Source organism: Streptomyces sp. NBC_01283, from assembly GCF_041435335.1.
Lineage (GTDB): Bacteria > Actinomycetota > Actinomycetes > Streptomycetales > Streptomycetaceae > Streptomyces.
In genome coordinates, this window is sequence record NZ_CP108430.1 from 1,927,098 (window position 1) to 1,943,014 (window position 15,917).

Sequence of the window (15,917 nt, forward strand, 5' to 3'; positions counted from 1 at the left end):
TGGTCGGTGAAGTGGCGAGGAGGACGCGCGTGGCAGGCGACGGGCTTGATGGGCTCGACGGGCTCAAGGACGTGATCCGGGCTCGGATCGACGAGGTGCGCGGCGAGCTCGTCGGACTCAGCCGGCGGATCCACGCCCATCCGGAGATCGCCTTCGAGGAGCGGCGGGCCGCCGGGTGGTGCGCGGACGTGCTGCGCGGGCACGGCTTCGCGGTGACGGCTCCGGCGTACGGGCTCGACACCGCCTTCGAGGCGACCCTGGGGTCGGGTCCCGTGACGGTCGCGCTGGCCTGCGAGTACGACGCGCTGCCCGGCATGGGGCATGCCTGCGGGCACAATCTGATCGCGGCGGCGGGCGTGGGGGCCGCCCTCGGTCTCGCTCCGGTCGTCGATCAACTGGGGCTCACCGTCCGGGTGTTGGGTACGCCCGCCGAGGAGAGCGGTGCCGGGAAGGCGCTGCTGCTCGACGCCGGGGCCTTCAAGGGGGTGGACGCGGCGATGATGGTGCACCCGTGCCCGTTCGAGGTGGCCGACTTCCACTCGTACGCGATGGGGGCGCTCTCCGTGACGTACACGGGGAAGTCCGCGCACGCCGCGCTCAACCCGCAGGACGGGCGGAACGCGGCCGACGCGCTGACCGTGGCGCAGGTGGCCATCGGGCTGCTCCGGCAGCACCTTCCCGGGGAGTGGAAGGTGCACGGGATCACCACTGAGGCCGGGACGGCGCTCAACGCCATTCCCGAGCGGGCGAGTGCCGCGTACGCGCTGCGGACGCCGTCGGTGGAGGAACTCCGCGAGCTGCGGGAGCGGGTGGCGGACTGCTTCCGTGCGGGGGCGCTCGCGGCCGGGTGCTCGGTGGAGCTCGAACAGCCCGCGCCCGACTATCTCGACTTCCGGTCCGATGCCGCTCTGCTCGCGCTGTGGGAGGCGAACGCGCGCGCTCTGGGGCGCCCCGAGCCGCAGCGGCGCGGCCCCTTCGCGTCGACGGACATGGGCAACGTCTCGCACGTCGTGCCGTCGATCCACCCCGTACTCGACATCAGCGGGGGCGGCTGCGGCCCGCACCAGCCGGAGTTCGCCGCCGCGGCCGCCACGCCGGTGGCCGAACAGGCCCTGGTCGAGGGGGCCGTGGGGCTCGCGTGGACGGCCGCGGACTTCGCGGTCAGCCGGTCGGCGCTTTCGTAGGCGCCTTCGCCTTCATGGTCGGTACGACCACCGGGGAGCCGTCGCCCGGCGCCTGAAGGATGTCCGCGTCGATCCCGTACAGCTCCTTGACCAGCTCGGCGGTCACCACATCGCGGGCCGGGCCGTTCGCGACGACCTTGCCCGCGTTCATGGCGATGACGGTGTCGGCGTAGCGGGCGGCGCTCGCGAGGTCGTGCAGGACCATGACGACGGTGCGGCCCGCGGCGGCCACTTCCCTTACCAGGGACAGGACTTCGACGGCGTGCCCGAGGTCCAGGGCGCTGGTCGGCTCGTCGAGGAGCACGATCGGTGTCTCCTGGGCGAGGACCATCGCGAGCCAGCACCGCTGCCGCTGGCCGCCGGAGAGATGGTCGAGGCGGCGCGTGGCGAGGTCCGTGGTGCCGGTGGCTTCGAGGGCGGCGCGCACGGCGGTCTCGTCCTCGCGCGACCACTGGCGGAACAGGCCCTGGTGGGGGTGGCGTCCGTAGCGGACGAGTCCGGCGACGGTGACCGCTTCGGGGGCCTGCGGGGACTGGGCGAGCAGCGCGATGCGGTGGGCGGCGCGGCGCTGGGTGAGCTGCCACACGTCCTCGTCCCCGGCGCGTACCGTGCCCGAACTCGGCTTGTGGAGCCGGGAGATGGAACGGAGCAGCGTCGACTTTCCGCAGCCGTTGGGGCCGACGATGGCGGCGACCTGTCCGCTGGGGATGGTCAGGTCGACGCCGTCCACGGCGGCCGTGTGGCCGGGATAGCCGGAGGTGAGCGCCTCGACGGTCAGTTGCACGGGGTCAGGCCTTTCCGGTCTGCTCGGAGTTCTTGCCGAAGAGGACCCACAGGAGGAAGGGTCCGCCAAGCACGCTGGTGATGACGCCGACGGGGATCTCCACGGGGGCGACGACGCGGCCGAGCGCGTCGGCGGCGCCCACGAGGGCCGCGCCGACCAGGGCCGAGCCGATGACGGGGACGCGGGTGGGTCCGCTGAGCCGGGTGGCGACGACGGGTGCGGCGAGCGCGACGAACGCGATGGGGCCGCCGATGCCGACGGCCACGCCGGACAGGGCGACGGCGAGCGCGAGGGTCACGGCGCGGACGCGGCGGACGTTGACGCCGAGGGTGGCCGCCATGTCGTCGTCGAAGCGCAGGAGTTGGAGGCGGCTTCCGGCGACGAGGGAGAGCGGGACCAGGACGAGCAGGATCAGGGACAGGGGCGTGCCGACACTCCAGTCCCGGCCGCTGAGCGAGCCGACGGTCCAGAGGAAGACGCCGCCCGCGGTGTTGTCGTTCTCGCGGGACATGACGAGGTCGGTGACGGCGCCGATGACGGTGGAGACGCCGATGCCGACGACCAGGATCCGGTATCCGCCGCTGCCCGCGCCGCCCGCGCAGGCGACGACGACCATGGCCGCGGCGGCGGCTCCGAGGGGCCCGAGCCACCAGTCGCCGATCATCCCGGTGGACGAGCCGACGACGGAGGCGACGACGGCCGCGGTGGCGCCTTCGTTGACGCCGATGATGTCGGGGGTGGCGAGCCGGTTCCCGGCGAGCGTCTGGGTCAGGCACCCGGCGGTGCCGAGCGCCGCACCGACCATGAGCCCCACGGCGATCCGGGGCAGGCGGAAGTCCTGGATGAGCATGACGGTGGCGGAGTCGCCGGTTCCGAGGAGCCCGGAGAGGCTGTCGGAGAAGCTCATCCCGGTGGAGCTGGCGAAGGTGGCGAACGCGACGACGACCCCGATGAGCAGCGTGAGCCCGACGGCGGCGAGGGCGCTGCGGTAGGGGAAGAGCCAGGAGAAGGCCCCGACGCGTACGGCGGTGGAGTCGGGCGGGAGGATGTCGGGCGGGGTGATGTCGGCCGATGACCCGGGCCCGGCCTCGGGCATGCGCTCGGTGCTCACGCGGCGACCCCCGCCGTGGACATCCGCTGCGACCGGGCGATCCAGATCAGCAACGGTCCGCCGATGAAGGCGAGGAGCACGCTGACCGGGGTCTCCCAGGGGCGGATCACGATCCTGGCGAGCAGGTCGGCGGCGATCATCACGTTCGCGGCGACCAGCGCGGAGAGCACCAACTGGCCCGCCATCCGGGGGCCTGTGACCGCTCGGGCGGCGTACGGGGCGAGGAGGCCGAGGAAGGCGATGGGGCCCGCGAGGGCGACCGCGGAGCCCGCGAGGAGTGTCACCGCCGCGGCGACGATCAGGCGGATGCGCCCCGGGTGGTGGCCGAGCGAGCGTGCGCTGTCGTCGCCGAGCGCGAGCGCGGAGAGCGGGCGTACGCAGCAGAAGGCGATCAGAAGCCCGGCCGCGATCAGCGGCATCAGGGGGTACGTCTCGGAGGTCTTGATGCCGGCCAGCGAACCGATGGTCCAGTAGCGGTAGGTGTCGAAGGTCGACTGCGTGCCGAGCAGGACGTACGACGTCATGCCGTGGAAGGTCGCTCCGAGCGCCGATCCGGCGAGGACCAGCCGCAGCGGCGAGCCCGCGGCCCGGCCGGACGCGGCGAGCAGCAGCACCACCGCACTGGCGGCCATGCCGCCGGCCAGGGCCCACACCAACACGCCGTACGCGGAGGTCACTTCGAAGTAGGTGAGTCCGATCACGACGCCGAGCGCCGCACCCGAGTTGACCCCGAGGAGGCCCGTCTCGGCGAGCGGGTTGCGGGTGACGGCCTGCAGGAGGCAGCCCGCCGCGCCGAGGGCGACACCGACCAGGACGCCGGCGAGCGTACGCGGGAGGCGTACGTCCATGACGGCGAGCCGTATCTGGGCGTCGGCCCGCGCGGACGGGTCCCCGGTGAGGAAGTCCCAGGCGCGGCCCATCGGCGTGGACCCGGACCCGACCAGGAGTGAGAGGAGGCCGAGCGACAGGAGCAGGACAACGAGGGCGGCGGCCGCCCACAGCGTGGGGCGATGCATCTTCGCCAAGTCCGGTATCGGAGGTCTGGATCCGGACGTTGGGACCGGCCCCCCTTGCGCAACCAACATGAAGTTAGCCTAACCTAACCTTGACCTGGAGCCCCGAGTCGGGGTGGCGGCGAACTCCCTGTTCCTTCAGGGGCGATTCGTCATGCCCCGACGCGGCCAGAGACAACCCTTATGTCCGGCCTGACCACCGGACTCTGAAGCATGGAGAACACGGACATGTCCTCGAACCACTCCCCGCGCACCCGGCTGACCGCGGTCGCGGCCCTCACTCTGGCCTCCGCGCTCACCCTCTCCGCCTGCGGTTCGGACTCGTCCGACGACTCCGACTCCAGCAGCAATGCCAAAAACGCCGCGGCCGTCACCGTCACCGACGCCTCCGGTGCGGAGGTGAAGGTTCCGGCCAACCCCAAGAAGGTCATCGCGCTGAGCGAGATGGACCTGGACTCGTCCCTCGCCCTGAAGGTCAAGCCCGTCGGCCTCTCCGCGGGCAGAGGCCAGAAGGGCGCCCCCGAGTACCTGGCCGACCAGGCCAAGGGCATCCCGGTCGTCGGCGCGGTGACCGGTCCCGACGTGGAGAAGGTCCTGCAGGCCAAGCCGGACGTCATTCTCGCCGGGCAGCTCGCCGACCAGCAGGTCCTCAAGCAGCTCAAGGGGATAGCCCCGACGGTCGTGACGATCGACCGGACCAAGGACTGGAAGAAGTCCCTGGAGATCACCGGCAAGGTCCTTGGCAAGTCCGACGAGGCGAGCGCGTTCCTCAAGGACTACGACACGAAGGCCGCCGACGTGAAGAAGAACCTCGGCGACAACGCGGGCGCGAGCGTCTCCGTGGCGCGCTACTCCGCCAAGGGCACCGCCGTCATGCAGCAGGGCGTGTTCATCTCCGACGTCCTGAAGGACCTCGGCTTCAAGCGGCCCGGCATCCAGAACAAGAAGGGCGAGGGCCACTCGACGCCGCTCAGCGACGAGGACCTCAAGCAGATCGACGCCGACTGGCTGTTCATCGGCACCCTCGGCTCCACCGGTCCGGACGCCGGCCTCTTCAAGGAACTGAAGGGCAAGGCCGCCTACAAGCAGCTCGACGCGGTCAAGAAGAACCACACCACCGAGATCGACGGATCGAAGTGGACCAGCCTGGGCGGCGCGCAGGCCGCCGTCTCCGTCCTGGAGGACGTCGAGAAGGCGATGGGCAAGTGACCTCCGGCATAACCGGCCCGGAGCTCGCGGGACGGGTGGCCCTGGTCACCGGCGCGGGCCGCGGCATCGGACAGGCCGTGGCCCACGCGCTCGCCGAGCGCGGCGCGCGGGTCGTGGCCGCCGACCGGTCGCCCGACGTCAAGGAGCAGACGGACGCCGAGGAGCGGACGGAGGGCGGCCGGATCACCGGCATGGTCCTCGACGTCACCGACTCGGCGGCCGTGGACGCGGCGTTCGAGGAAGTCGAGCGCACCGCCGGGCCGTTGGACATCCTCGTGAACGTGGCGGGCATCCTCAGGCCCGCCCCGGTCGTCGAACTCACCGACACCGACTGGGCGGAGACCTTCGCCGTCAACACGAACGGCGTCTTCCACACCTCGCGCGCGGCGGCCCGCCGCATGAGCGCGCGGGGCAGGGGCTCCATCGTGACGGTCGGCTCGAACGCCGCCGGGGTGCCGCGCACCCAGATGGCCGCGTACGCCGCGTCCAAGGCCGCGGCCACGATGTTCACCAAATGCCTCGGCCTCGAGGTCGCCCGCGACGGCGTGCGCTGCAACGTCGTGTCGCCGGGTTCCACCCACACCGACATGCAGCGGCAGTTGTGGACGGGCGACCACGAGCAGGCCGCGGCCCGCGTCATCGACGGCGACCCGGACTCGTACCGGGTCGGCATTCCGCTCGGCCGGATCGCCGACCCCTCCGACATCGCCGACGCGGTCGCCTTCCTGGTCTCCGACCGGGCCCGGCACATCACCCTGCACGACCTGTACGTGGACGGCGGCGCCACCCTGCGCGCCTGAACACCGCGCCGCCTTCCCCTACTTGACGAGGAGTCATCCGTGACACCCCCCAACGACGTGGTCGCAGCCGCCGCCCCCACCACCCCCGGGGCCGTCGGCGCCGCGACCGCGCTGCTCGACGCCTACCGACCCGGCGACACCCGGTTCTTCGCGTCGCCCACCCGCACCCTCCTCGCCCACGGCACGGCCGCCGAAGTCCCGCACGACGAGCGGCCGTTGACGGAGCGGGTCGCCGCCACTCTCGACGCGCAGCAGCGCGCGGGCAACCAGGCCCCGGTAGTGGTGGGCTCCATACCGTTCGACCCGGCCGAGCCCGCCGTGCTCGCCGTGCCCGAAGCGGCGCGCTGGGCGCCCGCACTGCGCACCGACCCGCTCGTGGCGCTGCCCACCCCGCCGCCCGCCTCGGCAGGCGGCTGGCGGGTGCGGGAGGTGCCCTCCGGTGAGGAGTACGCCGCGTCGGTCGAAGCCGCCGTGGCGCGCATGAAGAGCGGCGAGTTCGACAAGGTCGTCCTCGCCCGCACCCTGGAGCTGTCCACGGACAGCCCGCTCGACCTGCCCGCGATGCTCCAGCGCCTGGCCCGCCGTGACCCGCTCGGCTACTCCTTCGCCGTGCCGTCGGGCGAGGGCCGCACCCTTCTCGGCGCGAGCCCGGAGCTGCTCGTCTCCCGGCACGGCAATCGCCTGACCGCCAACCCCCTGGCCGGTTCGACGCCCCGCTCGGCGGATCTCGCCGAGGACGTGCGCCGGGCCGCCGCGCTGCTCGAATCGGCGAAGGACCTGCACGAGCACGCCGTCGTCGTGGACGCCGTGCACAAGGCGCTCGCCCCCTTCTGCACCGACCTGGACGTGCCGGAGCGGCCCACCCTGGTCCGCACCGCGACCATGTGGCACCTGTCGACGACCGTCACCGGTGAGCTGGCCGAACCCGCCACCTCCGCGCTGGAACTGGCGACGGCCCTGCACCCGACTCCGGCCGTCTGCGGTACCCCTACCGGGCACGCCCGTGACGTGATCGGCGGTCTTGAGCCCTTCGGCCGCGGGCACTACACCGGCATGGTGGGCTGGAGCGACGCGCGCGGCGACGGCGAGTGGGTCGTCACGATCCGCTGCGCGGAGGCCGAGGAGACGCGGGGCGGCGGCGGACGGCTGCGGCTGTTCGCGGGCGCGGGCGTCGTGGCCGACTCGTCGCCGGAGGCCGAACGCGCCGAGACAGGCGCCAAGTTCCGTACGTTCCTGGACGCGGTGGGAGTCGACCGATGACGACGACGGACATCCGCGGAGACGCGCCACCCATCCCCGAAGTGTTCGCCGAGCGGTATCGCGCCGCCGGCTACTGGCGCGGCGAGACCTTCGGCGGCATGCTCCGCGAGCGCGCCGACGCCCACCCCGCCCGGGTCGCGATCACCGACGGGGAGCGGAACTGGACGTACGGCGAACTCGACGTGCGTGCGGATCAGTTGGCTGCCGGGTTCGTGGCCCGTGGCATCGGAAAGGGCGACCGGGTCGTCGTCCAGCTGCCGAACGTCGCCGAGTTCTTCGAGGTGATCTTCGCACTGTTCCGGATCGGCGCCCTGCCGGTCTTCGCGCTGCCCGCGCACCGCGAGACGGAGATCCACTACTTCTGCGAGTTCACCGAGGCCGTCGCCTACGTCATCCCGGACCGGTTCGGCGGTTTCGACCACCGCGACCTGGCGTCCAAGGTCCGCGCCGAAGTGGCGACGCTGCGCGAGGTGTTCGTGGTGGGCGACCCGGGCGAGCACACCGCGCTCGCCGACGTGCCGCGCGAGCCGGTCGAGATCGACGGACCCGCCCCGTCCGACCTCGCGTTCCTCCAGCTGTCGGGCGGCAGCACCGGCGTGCCCAAGCTGATCCCCCGCACCCACGACGACTACATGTACTCGCTGTGGGGCTCGAACGAGATCTGTGGCGTGACGGAGGACTCCGTCTACCTCGTGGCGCTGCCCGCGGCCCACAACTTCCCCCTGTCGTCGCCCGGTTCGCTCGGTCTGCTCTACGCGGGCGGCCGTGTCGTGATGTGCCCGCAGCCCGACCCGGACACCGCGTTCCCGCTCATCGAGCGCGAGCGGGTGACGATCACCGGTCTGGTGCCGCCGCTCGCCCTGGTGTGGACCGACGCGGGCCGCAGCACGCCGTACGACATCTCCAGCCTCGAGGTGCTCCTCGTGGGCGGCGCGAAGTTCAGCGAGTCGGCGGCGCGCCGGGTCGCGCCCGCGCTCGGCTGCACGCTCCAGCAGGTCTTCGGAATGGCCGAGGGCCTGGTCAACTACACGCGTCTGGACGACCCGGCGGAGACGATCGTCACCACGCAGGGCCGGCCGATCTCCCCGGCCGACGAGGTCCGCATCGTCGACGACCTCGACCAGGAGGTGCCGGACGGCGAGGCGGGCCATCTGCTGACCCGCGGCCCGTACACCATCCGCGGCTACTGGCGCGCACCCGATCACAACGCCCGCTCGTTCACCGCCGACGGCTTCTACCGCACCGGCGACATCGTGAGCCGCACCCCCACCGGACATCTGGTGGTGGAGGGCCGGGCGAAGGACCAGATCAACCGCGGCGGCGAGAAGATCGCGCCGGAGGAGGTCGAGAACATCATCCTCGCCCACCCCCACGTCCATGACGTGTCGGTCGTCGCCGTCCCCGACGAGTACCTCGGCGAGCGGACCCTGGCGTACGTGATCCTGCGCGCGGACGCCGAACCGCTGAAGCCCGTCGTCATCAAGAAGTTCGTGCGGGAGCGCGGTCTCGCCGCGTACAAGGTGCCCGACCGGGTCGAGTTCGTGACCGCCTTCCCGCAGACCGGCATCGGCAAGATAAGCAAGAAGGACCAGCGGACGACCGCCGCCGCGCCGGGCAGCTGACCCCTGCCCGCTCCGGGTAACGGTCAACTGCCCGCTCCGGACAGTTGACCGCTGCCCGGAGCACCCCGATCCACCCCGCTTTCCTGAGTTCCCGAAAGGCCCCCACCATGGCGCTCCCCGCCGTCACGCCGTACCCGATGCCCTCGCCCGACGAGCTGCCCGACAACCGGGTCGCGTGGACCATCGACCCGCGGCGGGCGGTGCTGCTCGTCCATGACCTGCAGAACCACTTCCTGACCGCGTACACCCCCGACACCTCACCGACGACCGAACTCCTGTCCAACGTCGGCGAGTTGGCGAAGGCGGCGCGTGCGGCCGGTGTCCCGGTGATGTACTCGGCGCAGCCGGGCGGCCAGTCGCCCGCCGAGCGCGGACTCCAGCAGGACTTCTGGGGGCCGGGGCTGCCCGACGACGAACACGCGAAGGCGATCGCGGGCCCGGTCGCGCCGGAGCCCGGCGACACCGTGCTCACGAAGTGGAAGTACAGCGCGTACGTCCGCACCGACCTCGATGAGCGCATGCGCGAGGCGGGCCGGGACCAGCTCGTCATCGTCGGCGTGTACGCGCACATCGGCGTCCTGATGACGGCCTGCGACGCGTGGATGCGTGACGTGCAGGCGTTCGTCGTGGCGGACGCCGTGGCCGACTTCTCCCGCGAGGACCACGACATGGCGCTGCGGTACGCGGCCGGCCGGTGCGCGGTCGTCACCACCACCGACACGGTTCTGAAGGGGATCTGACATGGCGCTCAGCGTGGAACTCATACGGGCCGACGTCGCCGATGTGCTCGGCGAGGACCCGGCCGACATCCCCCTCGACGAGAACCTCGTCGACTACGGCCTCGACTCGGTGCGCATCATGTCGCTCATCGAGCGCTGGCGCCGCGAGCACGACATCAGCGCCACCTTCGTGGACCTGGCCGAGCAGCCCGCCATCGAGGCCTGGGCGCCGATTCTGGGAGCCTCGGCATGAGGCTCACCGCTGCCCAGTCGGGCATGTGGTTCGCGCAGGCGCTCGACCCCGGCAGCCCGGCCCAGAACACGGCCGAGTGCCTGGAGATACACGGTCCCATCGACCCGTCGCTGTTCGCCCGGACGCTGCGTCAGGTGGTGTCGGAGGCCGACGCGCTGCGCGTGCGGATCATCGAAGGGGCCGAAGGGCCGCACCAGTTGGAGGTCGTCGAACCGACGCTGCCCCTGAAGGTGCGCGACCTGCGGGCCGCGGCCGACCCGGACGCCGACGCGCAGGCGTGGATGCGCGAGGACCTGGCCACGCCGTTCGACCTGGCGGCGGGGCCGCTGTTCGCGCACGCGCTGTTCCGCGTCGACGACGAGCGGTGGCTCTGGTACCAGCGGGTGCACCACATCGTGATGGACGGCTTCGGCTACTCGCTGCTCGCCCGCCGCACCGCGGAGATCTACACCGCGCTCGCCGCGGGCGAGGAGCCGGGCGCGAGCCCCTTCGGGCGCCTTGAGGACTTGGTCGCCGAGGACACCGCGTACCGCTCGTCGGAGACGTTCGAGGCGGACCGCAGGTACTGGGACGGTGCCTTCGCCGACCGCCCGGACGCCCCCAATCTTGCGGGGCGCACCGCGCTGCCGTCCCGCTCCTTCCACCGCCGCAGCGCCCGCCTCTCCCCCGAGGCGACCTCACGGCTGCGGGAAGTGGCGTCCTCGATGCGGGCGACCTGGCCGGAGGTGCTCGTCGCCGCGCAGGCGCTGTACGTCTCCCGGGCCACCGGCTCCGCCGAGGTGGTGCTCGGCCTGCCGATGATGGGCCGCATGGGCTCGGTGGCGCTTCGCGTGCCCGGCATGGTGATGAACGTGCTGCCACTGCGGCTCACGGTGACCCCGCAGGCGACCTTCGCGGAGCTGACCCGGCAGGTGGTGCTCGGCATCCGCGCCGCCCGCCGCCACCAGCGCTACCGCTACGAGGACATCCGCCGCGACCTGGGCCTGCTCGGCGAGGGGCGCTCGCTGGTCGGGCCGCTGGTCAACGTCATGCCGTTCGACTACGGCCTGACCTTCGCGGGCGCCCGCACGGACGCCCACAACCTCTCCGCGGGCCCGGTCGACGACCTCACGGTCAACGTCTACGACCGCGCCGACGGCAGTGGCCTGCGCATCGACTACGACGGCAACCCCGCCCTGTACGAGCCGGACGAACTCGGCGTCCACCAGGCGCGCTTCATGGAGCTCCTGGAGCGCGTCGCCGAGGCGGGCCCGCACCTCCCGCTGGCCGAGCACACGATCGCCCGCCGCGCCGAACTCGCCCTGGTGGTCGAGGAGTTCAACGCCACCGCGCACCCGGTGCCGCCCACCACCCTGATCGGCCCGATCGAGGGCCAGGCGGTCCGCACCCCGGACGCCACCGCCCTGGTCTTCGGGGACCAGGAGCTCACCTACTCCGAGCTGAACGCCCGCGCCAACCGCCTGGCCCACCATCTCATCGAGGTCGGCGTACGTCCGGGCGCGCTCGCGGCGGTCGCCGTGCCCCGCTCCCTGGACCTGGTGATCACACTCCTCGCCGTGCTGAAGGCGGGCGGCGCCTACCTCCCGCTGGACCCGGACTATCCGGCGGACCGTCTCGCGTACATGCTGGACGACGCGGGGCCGGCCTGCGTGATCGCCGACCGTGCCGGCCGGGTGCCCGCCTCGGGTGTGCCGCTGGTCGCCCTGGACACCCTGGACACGACGCCGTACGGCTCGTACGACCCGCCGCGCGCGCTCACGCCGCACCACCCCGCCTATGTCATCTACACGTCCGGTTCGACCGGCCGCCCCAAGGGTGTCGCCGTGCCGCACTCGGCGATCGACAACCGGCTGCGCTGGATGCAGGCGACGTACGAACTCTCGCCCGGTGACCGGGTGTTGCAGAAAACGCCGTCCGGGTTCGACGTGTCGGTGTGGGAGTTCTTCTGGGCGCTGCGGGTGGGTGCGACGCTCGTCGTCGCCGAGCCCGGCGGCCACAAGGACCCGGCGTATCTGGCGCGCGTCATCCGCGAACAGGGTGTCACCGTCTGCCACTTCGTGCCGTCGATGCTCCAGGTGTTCCTGGCCGAGCCTGCCGCCGCGGACTGCGCGGGCCTGCGGCACGTCTTCTGCAGCGGCGAGGCGCTGCCGCGCGAGACGGTGCGGGAGTTCGGACGCGTCCTGGACGGCGTACCGCTGCACAATCTGTACGGCCCGACCGAGGCGGCCGTCGACGTGACGTACCACCCGTGCGCCACCGACGCCTCGGGCCCGGTGCCGATCGGCAAGCCCGTCTGGAACACGCGCCTGTACGTCCTGGACGCGGCGCTCCAGCCGTGCCCGCCCGGCATCCAGGGCGAGCTGTACCTGGCCGGCACCCAGCTGGCGAGCGAGTACCTGGGCCGCCCCGAACTGACCGCGTCCCGGTTCGTCGCCGACCCCTACGGCCCGCCCGGCACCCGCATGTACCGCACGGGTGACCTGGCGCGCTGGACCGGGCACGGTGAGATCGAGTACCTGGGCCGCACCGACCATCAGGTGAAGCTGCGCGGACTGCGCATCGAACTGGGCGAGATCGAGGCCGAGTTGGCCGCCAACCAGACGGTGAGTGCGGCCAGCGTCCTGGTCCGCGAGGACCGGCCGGGCGACCAGCGGCTCGTCGGGTACGTGACGTCCGACTCCGGAGCCGTCCCCGACCCCGAGGAGCTGCGCACCCGGCTCGCCCGCACGCTGCCCGACTACATGGTGCCGGGCGCGATCCTCGTCCTCGACGACTTCCCGCTGAGCCCGAACGGCAAGCTGGACCGGCGCGCCCTGCCCGCCCCCTCCTTCGAGGGTTCGGGCGACGGCGGCCGGGTGCCCAGTGGTCACCGCGAGGAGACGCTCACCCGGCTGTTCGCCGAGGTTCTCGGCGTGCCCCACCTCGGCGTGGACGACGCGTTCTTCGACCTCGGCGGCACCTCGCTCCTGGCGGCCCGCCTGGTCGCCAGGGTGCGTGACACGCTCGGCGCCGAGCTCACCATCGGCACGCTCTTCCAGGCGCAGACCCCGGCGGCGCTCGCCGCCCACCTGGACGCGGACCACAGCGAGGCCGACCGCTCCCTGGACGTGCTGCTCCCGCTGCGCGCGGGCGGCGACCGCACCCCGCTGTTCGCGTTCCACCCGGCGGGCGGCATGAGCTGGTGCTACTCGGGGCTGCTCTCGCGGCTCGACCCGGAACAGCCGGTGTACGGCCTCCAGGCGCGCGGCCTGCACGGCGGGGGCGAACTCCCCTCCACGATGGAGGAGATGGCTGCCGAGTACGTCGACGCACTGCGCGCCGTCCGCCCGCACGGCCCCTACCGGCTGATCGGCTGGTCGGTCGGCGGTGTCCTGGCGCACACGGTGGCCGTGCTGCTCCAAGAGGCGGGCGAGGAGGTCGAGTTGCTCGCACTGCTCGATGCCTATCCCTCCGACCAGTGGCGCGATGCCGCCGTGCCGGAGGAGCAGGACGCGCTGGCGGCGCTGCTGCGGATGGCCGGCTACGACCGGACGGACGAGATGACCCGCGAGGAGGTACTTGCCACGCTGCAGCGCGAGGGCAGCGCGCTTGCGGGCCTGCCCGACCGGACGCTGACCGCGGTCCTCGGCATCGTGGTCAACAACGCCCGCCTGATGCGCGAGCACGACCACCGACCCTTCGACGGCGACGCCCTGTTCTTCACGGCGGCCGCGCCGCGCGCCGAGGACTGGCTGACCAGGGAGGCCTGGGCGCCGTACGTCGGCGGCTCGATCAGCAACCACGACGTGGACTGCCTGCACCCGGAGCTGACCCAGCCGCGCCGCCTCGACGAGGTCTGTGCCGTCCTCGCCGCCCGCCTCAAGGAGCTGGACCACGCATGACGACGACACCCGGCCCCTTCGACCCGGTCGGCACGGACACCGGCGCGGACGAGGAGCCGACCCATCTGATCCTGGAGAACGCGCTCGGCGAGTACTCCCTGTGGCCGGTCTTCCGCCCCGCACCCGAGGGCTGGACCTCGGTGTACGGCCCGGAGACGTACGGCCGCTGCGTCGCCCGGCTGCAGGATCCGCCCGAGTGACGCAGCTCCACCTGGTCCGCCCGGCCCCGCTCGACGTGTCGCTCCTCGACGCCGAGGAGCGGCGCCGGGCGGCGGCGTTGCGGCGCCCCGCCGACCAGGAGCTGTACGCGGCGGCGCACACCGCGCTGCGCAGGCGGCTCGGCGCGCACCTCGGCGTCGGCCCGGCGGCGGTGGAGCTGGTGCGGCTGCCGTGCCCGCTGTGCGGTGATCCGCACGGCCGCCCCGCCGTCGCAGGAGGGGCGGGCCCGCACTTCTCGCTGTCCCACACGGACGGCCTGGCCCTGCTCGCCTTCGCGGACCGGCCGGTCGGCGTCGATGTCGAGAGGCTGCCGTCCGCGAGCGTGGTGGCCGACGCGGCCGGGTCGCTGCACCCCAAGGAGCAGGCCGAACTGGCCGGGCTCCCCGCCACGGAACGCCCCCTGGCCTTCGCCCGCTGCTGGACGCGCAAAGAAGCGTGCCTCAAGGGGACGGGCGAGGGCCTCGCCGGTGGCGGAACGGCGTCGCTGCTGGTGGGGACGGGCGTCGAGCCCGTCGGCGTGCGGGGCTGGACGGTGCGGGACGTGGCCGTCCCCGAGGGTTATGCGGCGGCGGTCTCCACCGCTGACTCCCCCGTGGACCGCGCGCCGAGCAGCCCCACGAGCCCGTCCGCGAGCTCGGTGCGCCAGCACAGGTAGTCGTGCCCGCCGTTGAACTCGCGGTACACGGCGTCCTCGTACCCCTTCTCCCGCAAGGTGGCGCGCAGCCTGCGCATGGCGGGCAGCGCGACCCACTCCTGCTCACCGGCCGACAGCCAGAACCGGACGGGCAGCTTCTCGCTCTCGGCGATACGCCCGGTCAGCCACTCGGAGCGTGCGAGGTCGGGGCCGTCCGGCCACCAGAAGGAACCCGACTGGGCCAGGACGCGGCCGAACCGGCCCGGCGCGATCACGGCGGCGTAGGCGGCGGTGAGGCCGCCGAGGCTCTGGCCCGCGACGACGGTGCGTGCCGGATCGGCGGTCAGGGACAGCCGTTCGCCCGCCCAGGGCAACAGCTCGGTCTCCAGGAACCCGACGAACCGTTCGTTGCAGGCGAGCTCGGCCCAGCGCTGGTCGGCACTCAGGGATTCGGGCAGCAGGGCGGCCAGGGGCGGGATGCGGCCGTCGGCGATGAGATTGTCCAGGAGGGCGGCGACATCCAGGCCCGGCTGCCACATCTCGCCGTCCATGAGCACCAGGACGGGCAGGTCGCTAGCGCCGCCCGGCGGCTCGTACAGGTGCACCCGCCGTTCGTTGCCGAGCAGTTCGCTGCGGACGGTGTGGGTGCTGACGGTGCCGCGCGCGACGCCGTCGCGGCGCTGCCAGTCGTCGCCCGCCGGTGCCTGCGGCAGCTCGACGTACGAGTTCGGTGAACCGCCCCAACGTCGTGGCAGCGTGCGCGAGTTGAGTGGGTCGGTGCGCTGCTGCTGCCGCAGCCACGGCCAGTACTCGGCGTCGGTGCTCGGGCCGTCGCCCTCGTCCACGCACAGGCTGTAGGTCGCCCGCCAGTCCGCACGCATCCGGATCGACCAGTGCCAGATGTCCGTACCCGGCACCCGCTCCATCAGGTTGGGCGCCATGTCACGCGGGTCGACGATCTTGTTCGGCATGACGAGGACGGTGCGGGTCGCGTCCGTGCCGCGCCACAGGAAGGTGACCACCCGATGCCCGTCGTCGCCCTCGGGGTCGGGCTCGACGACCGGCGCACCGCCCGCGTCCCGCACGGCGCCCCAGAAATCCCCTCGCTCCACGGCCCGTTCCACCCACGCACTGTCCGCGCGCTCGACGGGCCGTGGCCGCGGGATGCGGGGCGGCCGACGGGTCGCCCCGGCGGGAGGAGCGGTGAGCGGCATGGGGGAGCCTCCAG

14 protein-coding genes are annotated in these 15,917 nt (G+C 72.7%); 10 read left to right on the top strand and 4 right to left on the bottom strand.

Annotated features, from left to right (window positions below):
* Positions 1–71: 71 nt before the first annotated feature.
* Positions 72–1,184, top strand: coding sequence for a M20 family metallopeptidase (locus OG302_RS08790; RefSeq protein ID WP_371750062.1), 1,113 nt, complete (start codon positions 72–74; stop codon positions 1,182–1,184).
* Here the strand turns inward: OG302_RS08790 and OG302_RS08795 are convergent.
* From OG302_RS08795 to OG302_RS08805, 3 genes are read right to left on the bottom strand one after another with little or no spacing between them, the layout of a single operon-like run.
* Positions 1,162–1,968 carry an ABC transporter ATP-binding protein gene (locus OG302_RS08795; protein WP_371526246.1) on the bottom strand — a complete coding sequence of 269 codons (807 nt, stop codon included), beginning with the start codon at positions 1,966–1,968 and terminating at the stop codon, positions 1,162–1,164. The genes OG302_RS08790 and OG302_RS08795 overlap by 23 nt on opposite strands.
* Before the next feature lie 4 nt (positions 1,969–1,972).
* Complete coding sequence (locus OG302_RS08800) at positions 1,973–3,064, bottom strand: FecCD family ABC transporter permease (RefSeq protein ID WP_371750063.1); 1,092 nt, start codon at positions 3,062–3,064, stop codon at positions 1,973–1,975.
* Positions 3,065–3,075: 11 nt separating this feature from the next.
* The gene (locus OG302_RS08805) at positions 3,076–4,095 is read right to left on the bottom strand and encodes a FecCD family ABC transporter permease (RefSeq protein ID WP_371750064.1); all 1,020 of its coding nucleotides are present in this window, start codon (positions 4,093–4,095) and stop codon (positions 3,076–3,078) included.
* A gap of 210 nt (positions 4,096–4,305) precedes the next feature.
* Here OG302_RS08805 and OG302_RS08810 point away from each other — a divergent pair, with 210 nt between their 5' ends.
* The 9 genes from OG302_RS08810 to OG302_RS08850 all read left to right on the top strand — a co-directional run bounded on the left by OG302_RS08810 (position 4,306) and on the right by OG302_RS08850 (position 14,710).
* A complete protein-coding gene (locus OG302_RS08810) occupies positions 4,306–5,301 on the top strand; it encodes an ABC transporter substrate-binding protein (protein ID WP_371526247.1) in 996 nt (331 codons plus the stop codon).
* Positions 5,298–6,101: a 2,3-dihydro-2,3-dihydroxybenzoate dehydrogenase gene (locus OG302_RS08815; protein WP_371526248.1), complete on the top strand. Its 804-nt coding sequence runs from the start codon at positions 5,298–5,300 to the stop codon at positions 6,099–6,101. Before OG302_RS08810 ends, OG302_RS08815 begins: the two co-directional genes overlap by 4 nt.
* Before the next feature lie 39 nt (positions 6,102–6,140).
* Positions 6,141–7,361: an isochorismate synthase DhbC gene (gene dhbC, locus OG302_RS08820; protein WP_371526249.1), complete on the top strand. Its 1,221-nt coding sequence runs from the start codon at positions 6,141–6,143 to the stop codon at positions 7,359–7,361.
* A complete protein-coding gene (locus tag OG302_RS08825) occupies positions 7,358–8,983 on the top strand; it encodes a (2,3-dihydroxybenzoyl)adenylate synthase (RefSeq protein WP_371526250.1) in 1,626 nt (541 codons plus the stop codon). The genes dhbC and OG302_RS08825 overlap by 4 nt, the downstream gene beginning before the upstream one ends.
* 107 nt (positions 8,984–9,090) lie before the next feature.
* Positions 9,091–9,723 carry an isochorismatase family protein gene (locus OG302_RS08830; protein WP_371526251.1) on the top strand — a complete coding sequence of 211 codons (633 nt, stop codon included), beginning with the start codon at positions 9,091–9,093 and terminating at the stop codon, positions 9,721–9,723.
* Between the two features lies 1 nt (position 9,724).
* Positions 9,725–9,955, top strand: coding sequence for a phosphopantetheine-binding protein (locus OG302_RS08835; RefSeq protein WP_371526252.1), 231 nt, complete (start codon positions 9,725–9,727; stop codon positions 9,953–9,955).
* The gene (locus tag OG302_RS08840; RefSeq protein WP_371526253.1) at positions 9,952–13,836 is read left to right on the top strand and encodes an amino acid adenylation domain-containing protein; all 3,885 of its coding nucleotides are present in this window, start codon (positions 9,952–9,954) and stop codon (positions 13,834–13,836) included. Before OG302_RS08835 ends, OG302_RS08840 begins: the two co-directional genes overlap by 4 nt.
* A complete protein-coding gene (locus OG302_RS08845) occupies positions 13,833–14,036 on the top strand; it encodes an MbtH family NRPS accessory protein (protein WP_371526254.1) in 204 nt (67 codons plus the stop codon). Before OG302_RS08840 ends, OG302_RS08845 begins: the two co-directional genes overlap by 4 nt.
* Positions 14,033–14,710 (top strand): 4'-phosphopantetheinyl transferase superfamily protein, encoded by a 678-nt coding sequence (locus tag OG302_RS08850; protein ID WP_371526255.1) that lies wholly within the window; start codon positions 14,033–14,035, stop codon positions 14,708–14,710. Before OG302_RS08845 ends, OG302_RS08850 begins: the two co-directional genes overlap by 4 nt.
* Here the strand turns inward: OG302_RS08850 and fes are convergent.
* A complete protein-coding gene (fes, locus tag OG302_RS08855; protein WP_371526256.1) occupies positions 14,614–15,903 on the bottom strand; it encodes an enterochelin esterase in 1,290 nt (429 codons plus the stop codon). The genes OG302_RS08850 and fes overlap by 97 nt on opposite strands.
* Positions 15,904–15,917 lie beyond the last annotated feature (14 nt).

Coding starts and splice junctions, on each gene's coding strand:
- OG302_RS08800 (WP_371750063.1), bottom strand. CDS start 3,064: ATGCCCGAGGCCGGGCCCGGGTCATCGGCCGACATCACCCCGCCCGAC.
- OG302_RS08805 (WP_371750064.1), bottom strand. CDS start 4,095: ATGCATCGCCCCACGCTGTGGGCGGCCGCCGCCCTCGTTGTCCTGCTC.
- OG302_RS08810 (WP_371526247.1), top strand. CDS start 4,306: ATGGAGAACACGGACATGTCCTCGAACCACTCCCCGCGCACCCGGCTG.
- OG302_RS08825 (WP_371526250.1), top strand. CDS start 7,358: ATGACGACGACGGACATCCGCGGAGACGCGCCACCCATCCCCGAAGTG.
- OG302_RS08830 (WP_371526251.1), top strand. CDS start 9,091: ATGGCGCTCCCCGCCGTCACGCCGTACCCGATGCCCTCGCCCGACGAG.
- OG302_RS08835 (WP_371526252.1), top strand. CDS start 9,725: ATGGCGCTCAGCGTGGAACTCATACGGGCCGACGTCGCCGATGTGCTC.
- OG302_RS08840 (WP_371526253.1), top strand. CDS start 9,952: ATGAGGCTCACCGCTGCCCAGTCGGGCATGTGGTTCGCGCAGGCGCTC.
- OG302_RS08845 (WP_371526254.1), top strand. CDS start 13,833: ATGACGACGACACCCGGCCCCTTCGACCCGGTCGGCACGGACACCGGC.
- fes (WP_371526256.1), bottom strand. CDS start 15,903: ATGCCGCTCACCGCTCCTCCCGCCGGGGCGACCCGTCGGCCGCCCCGC.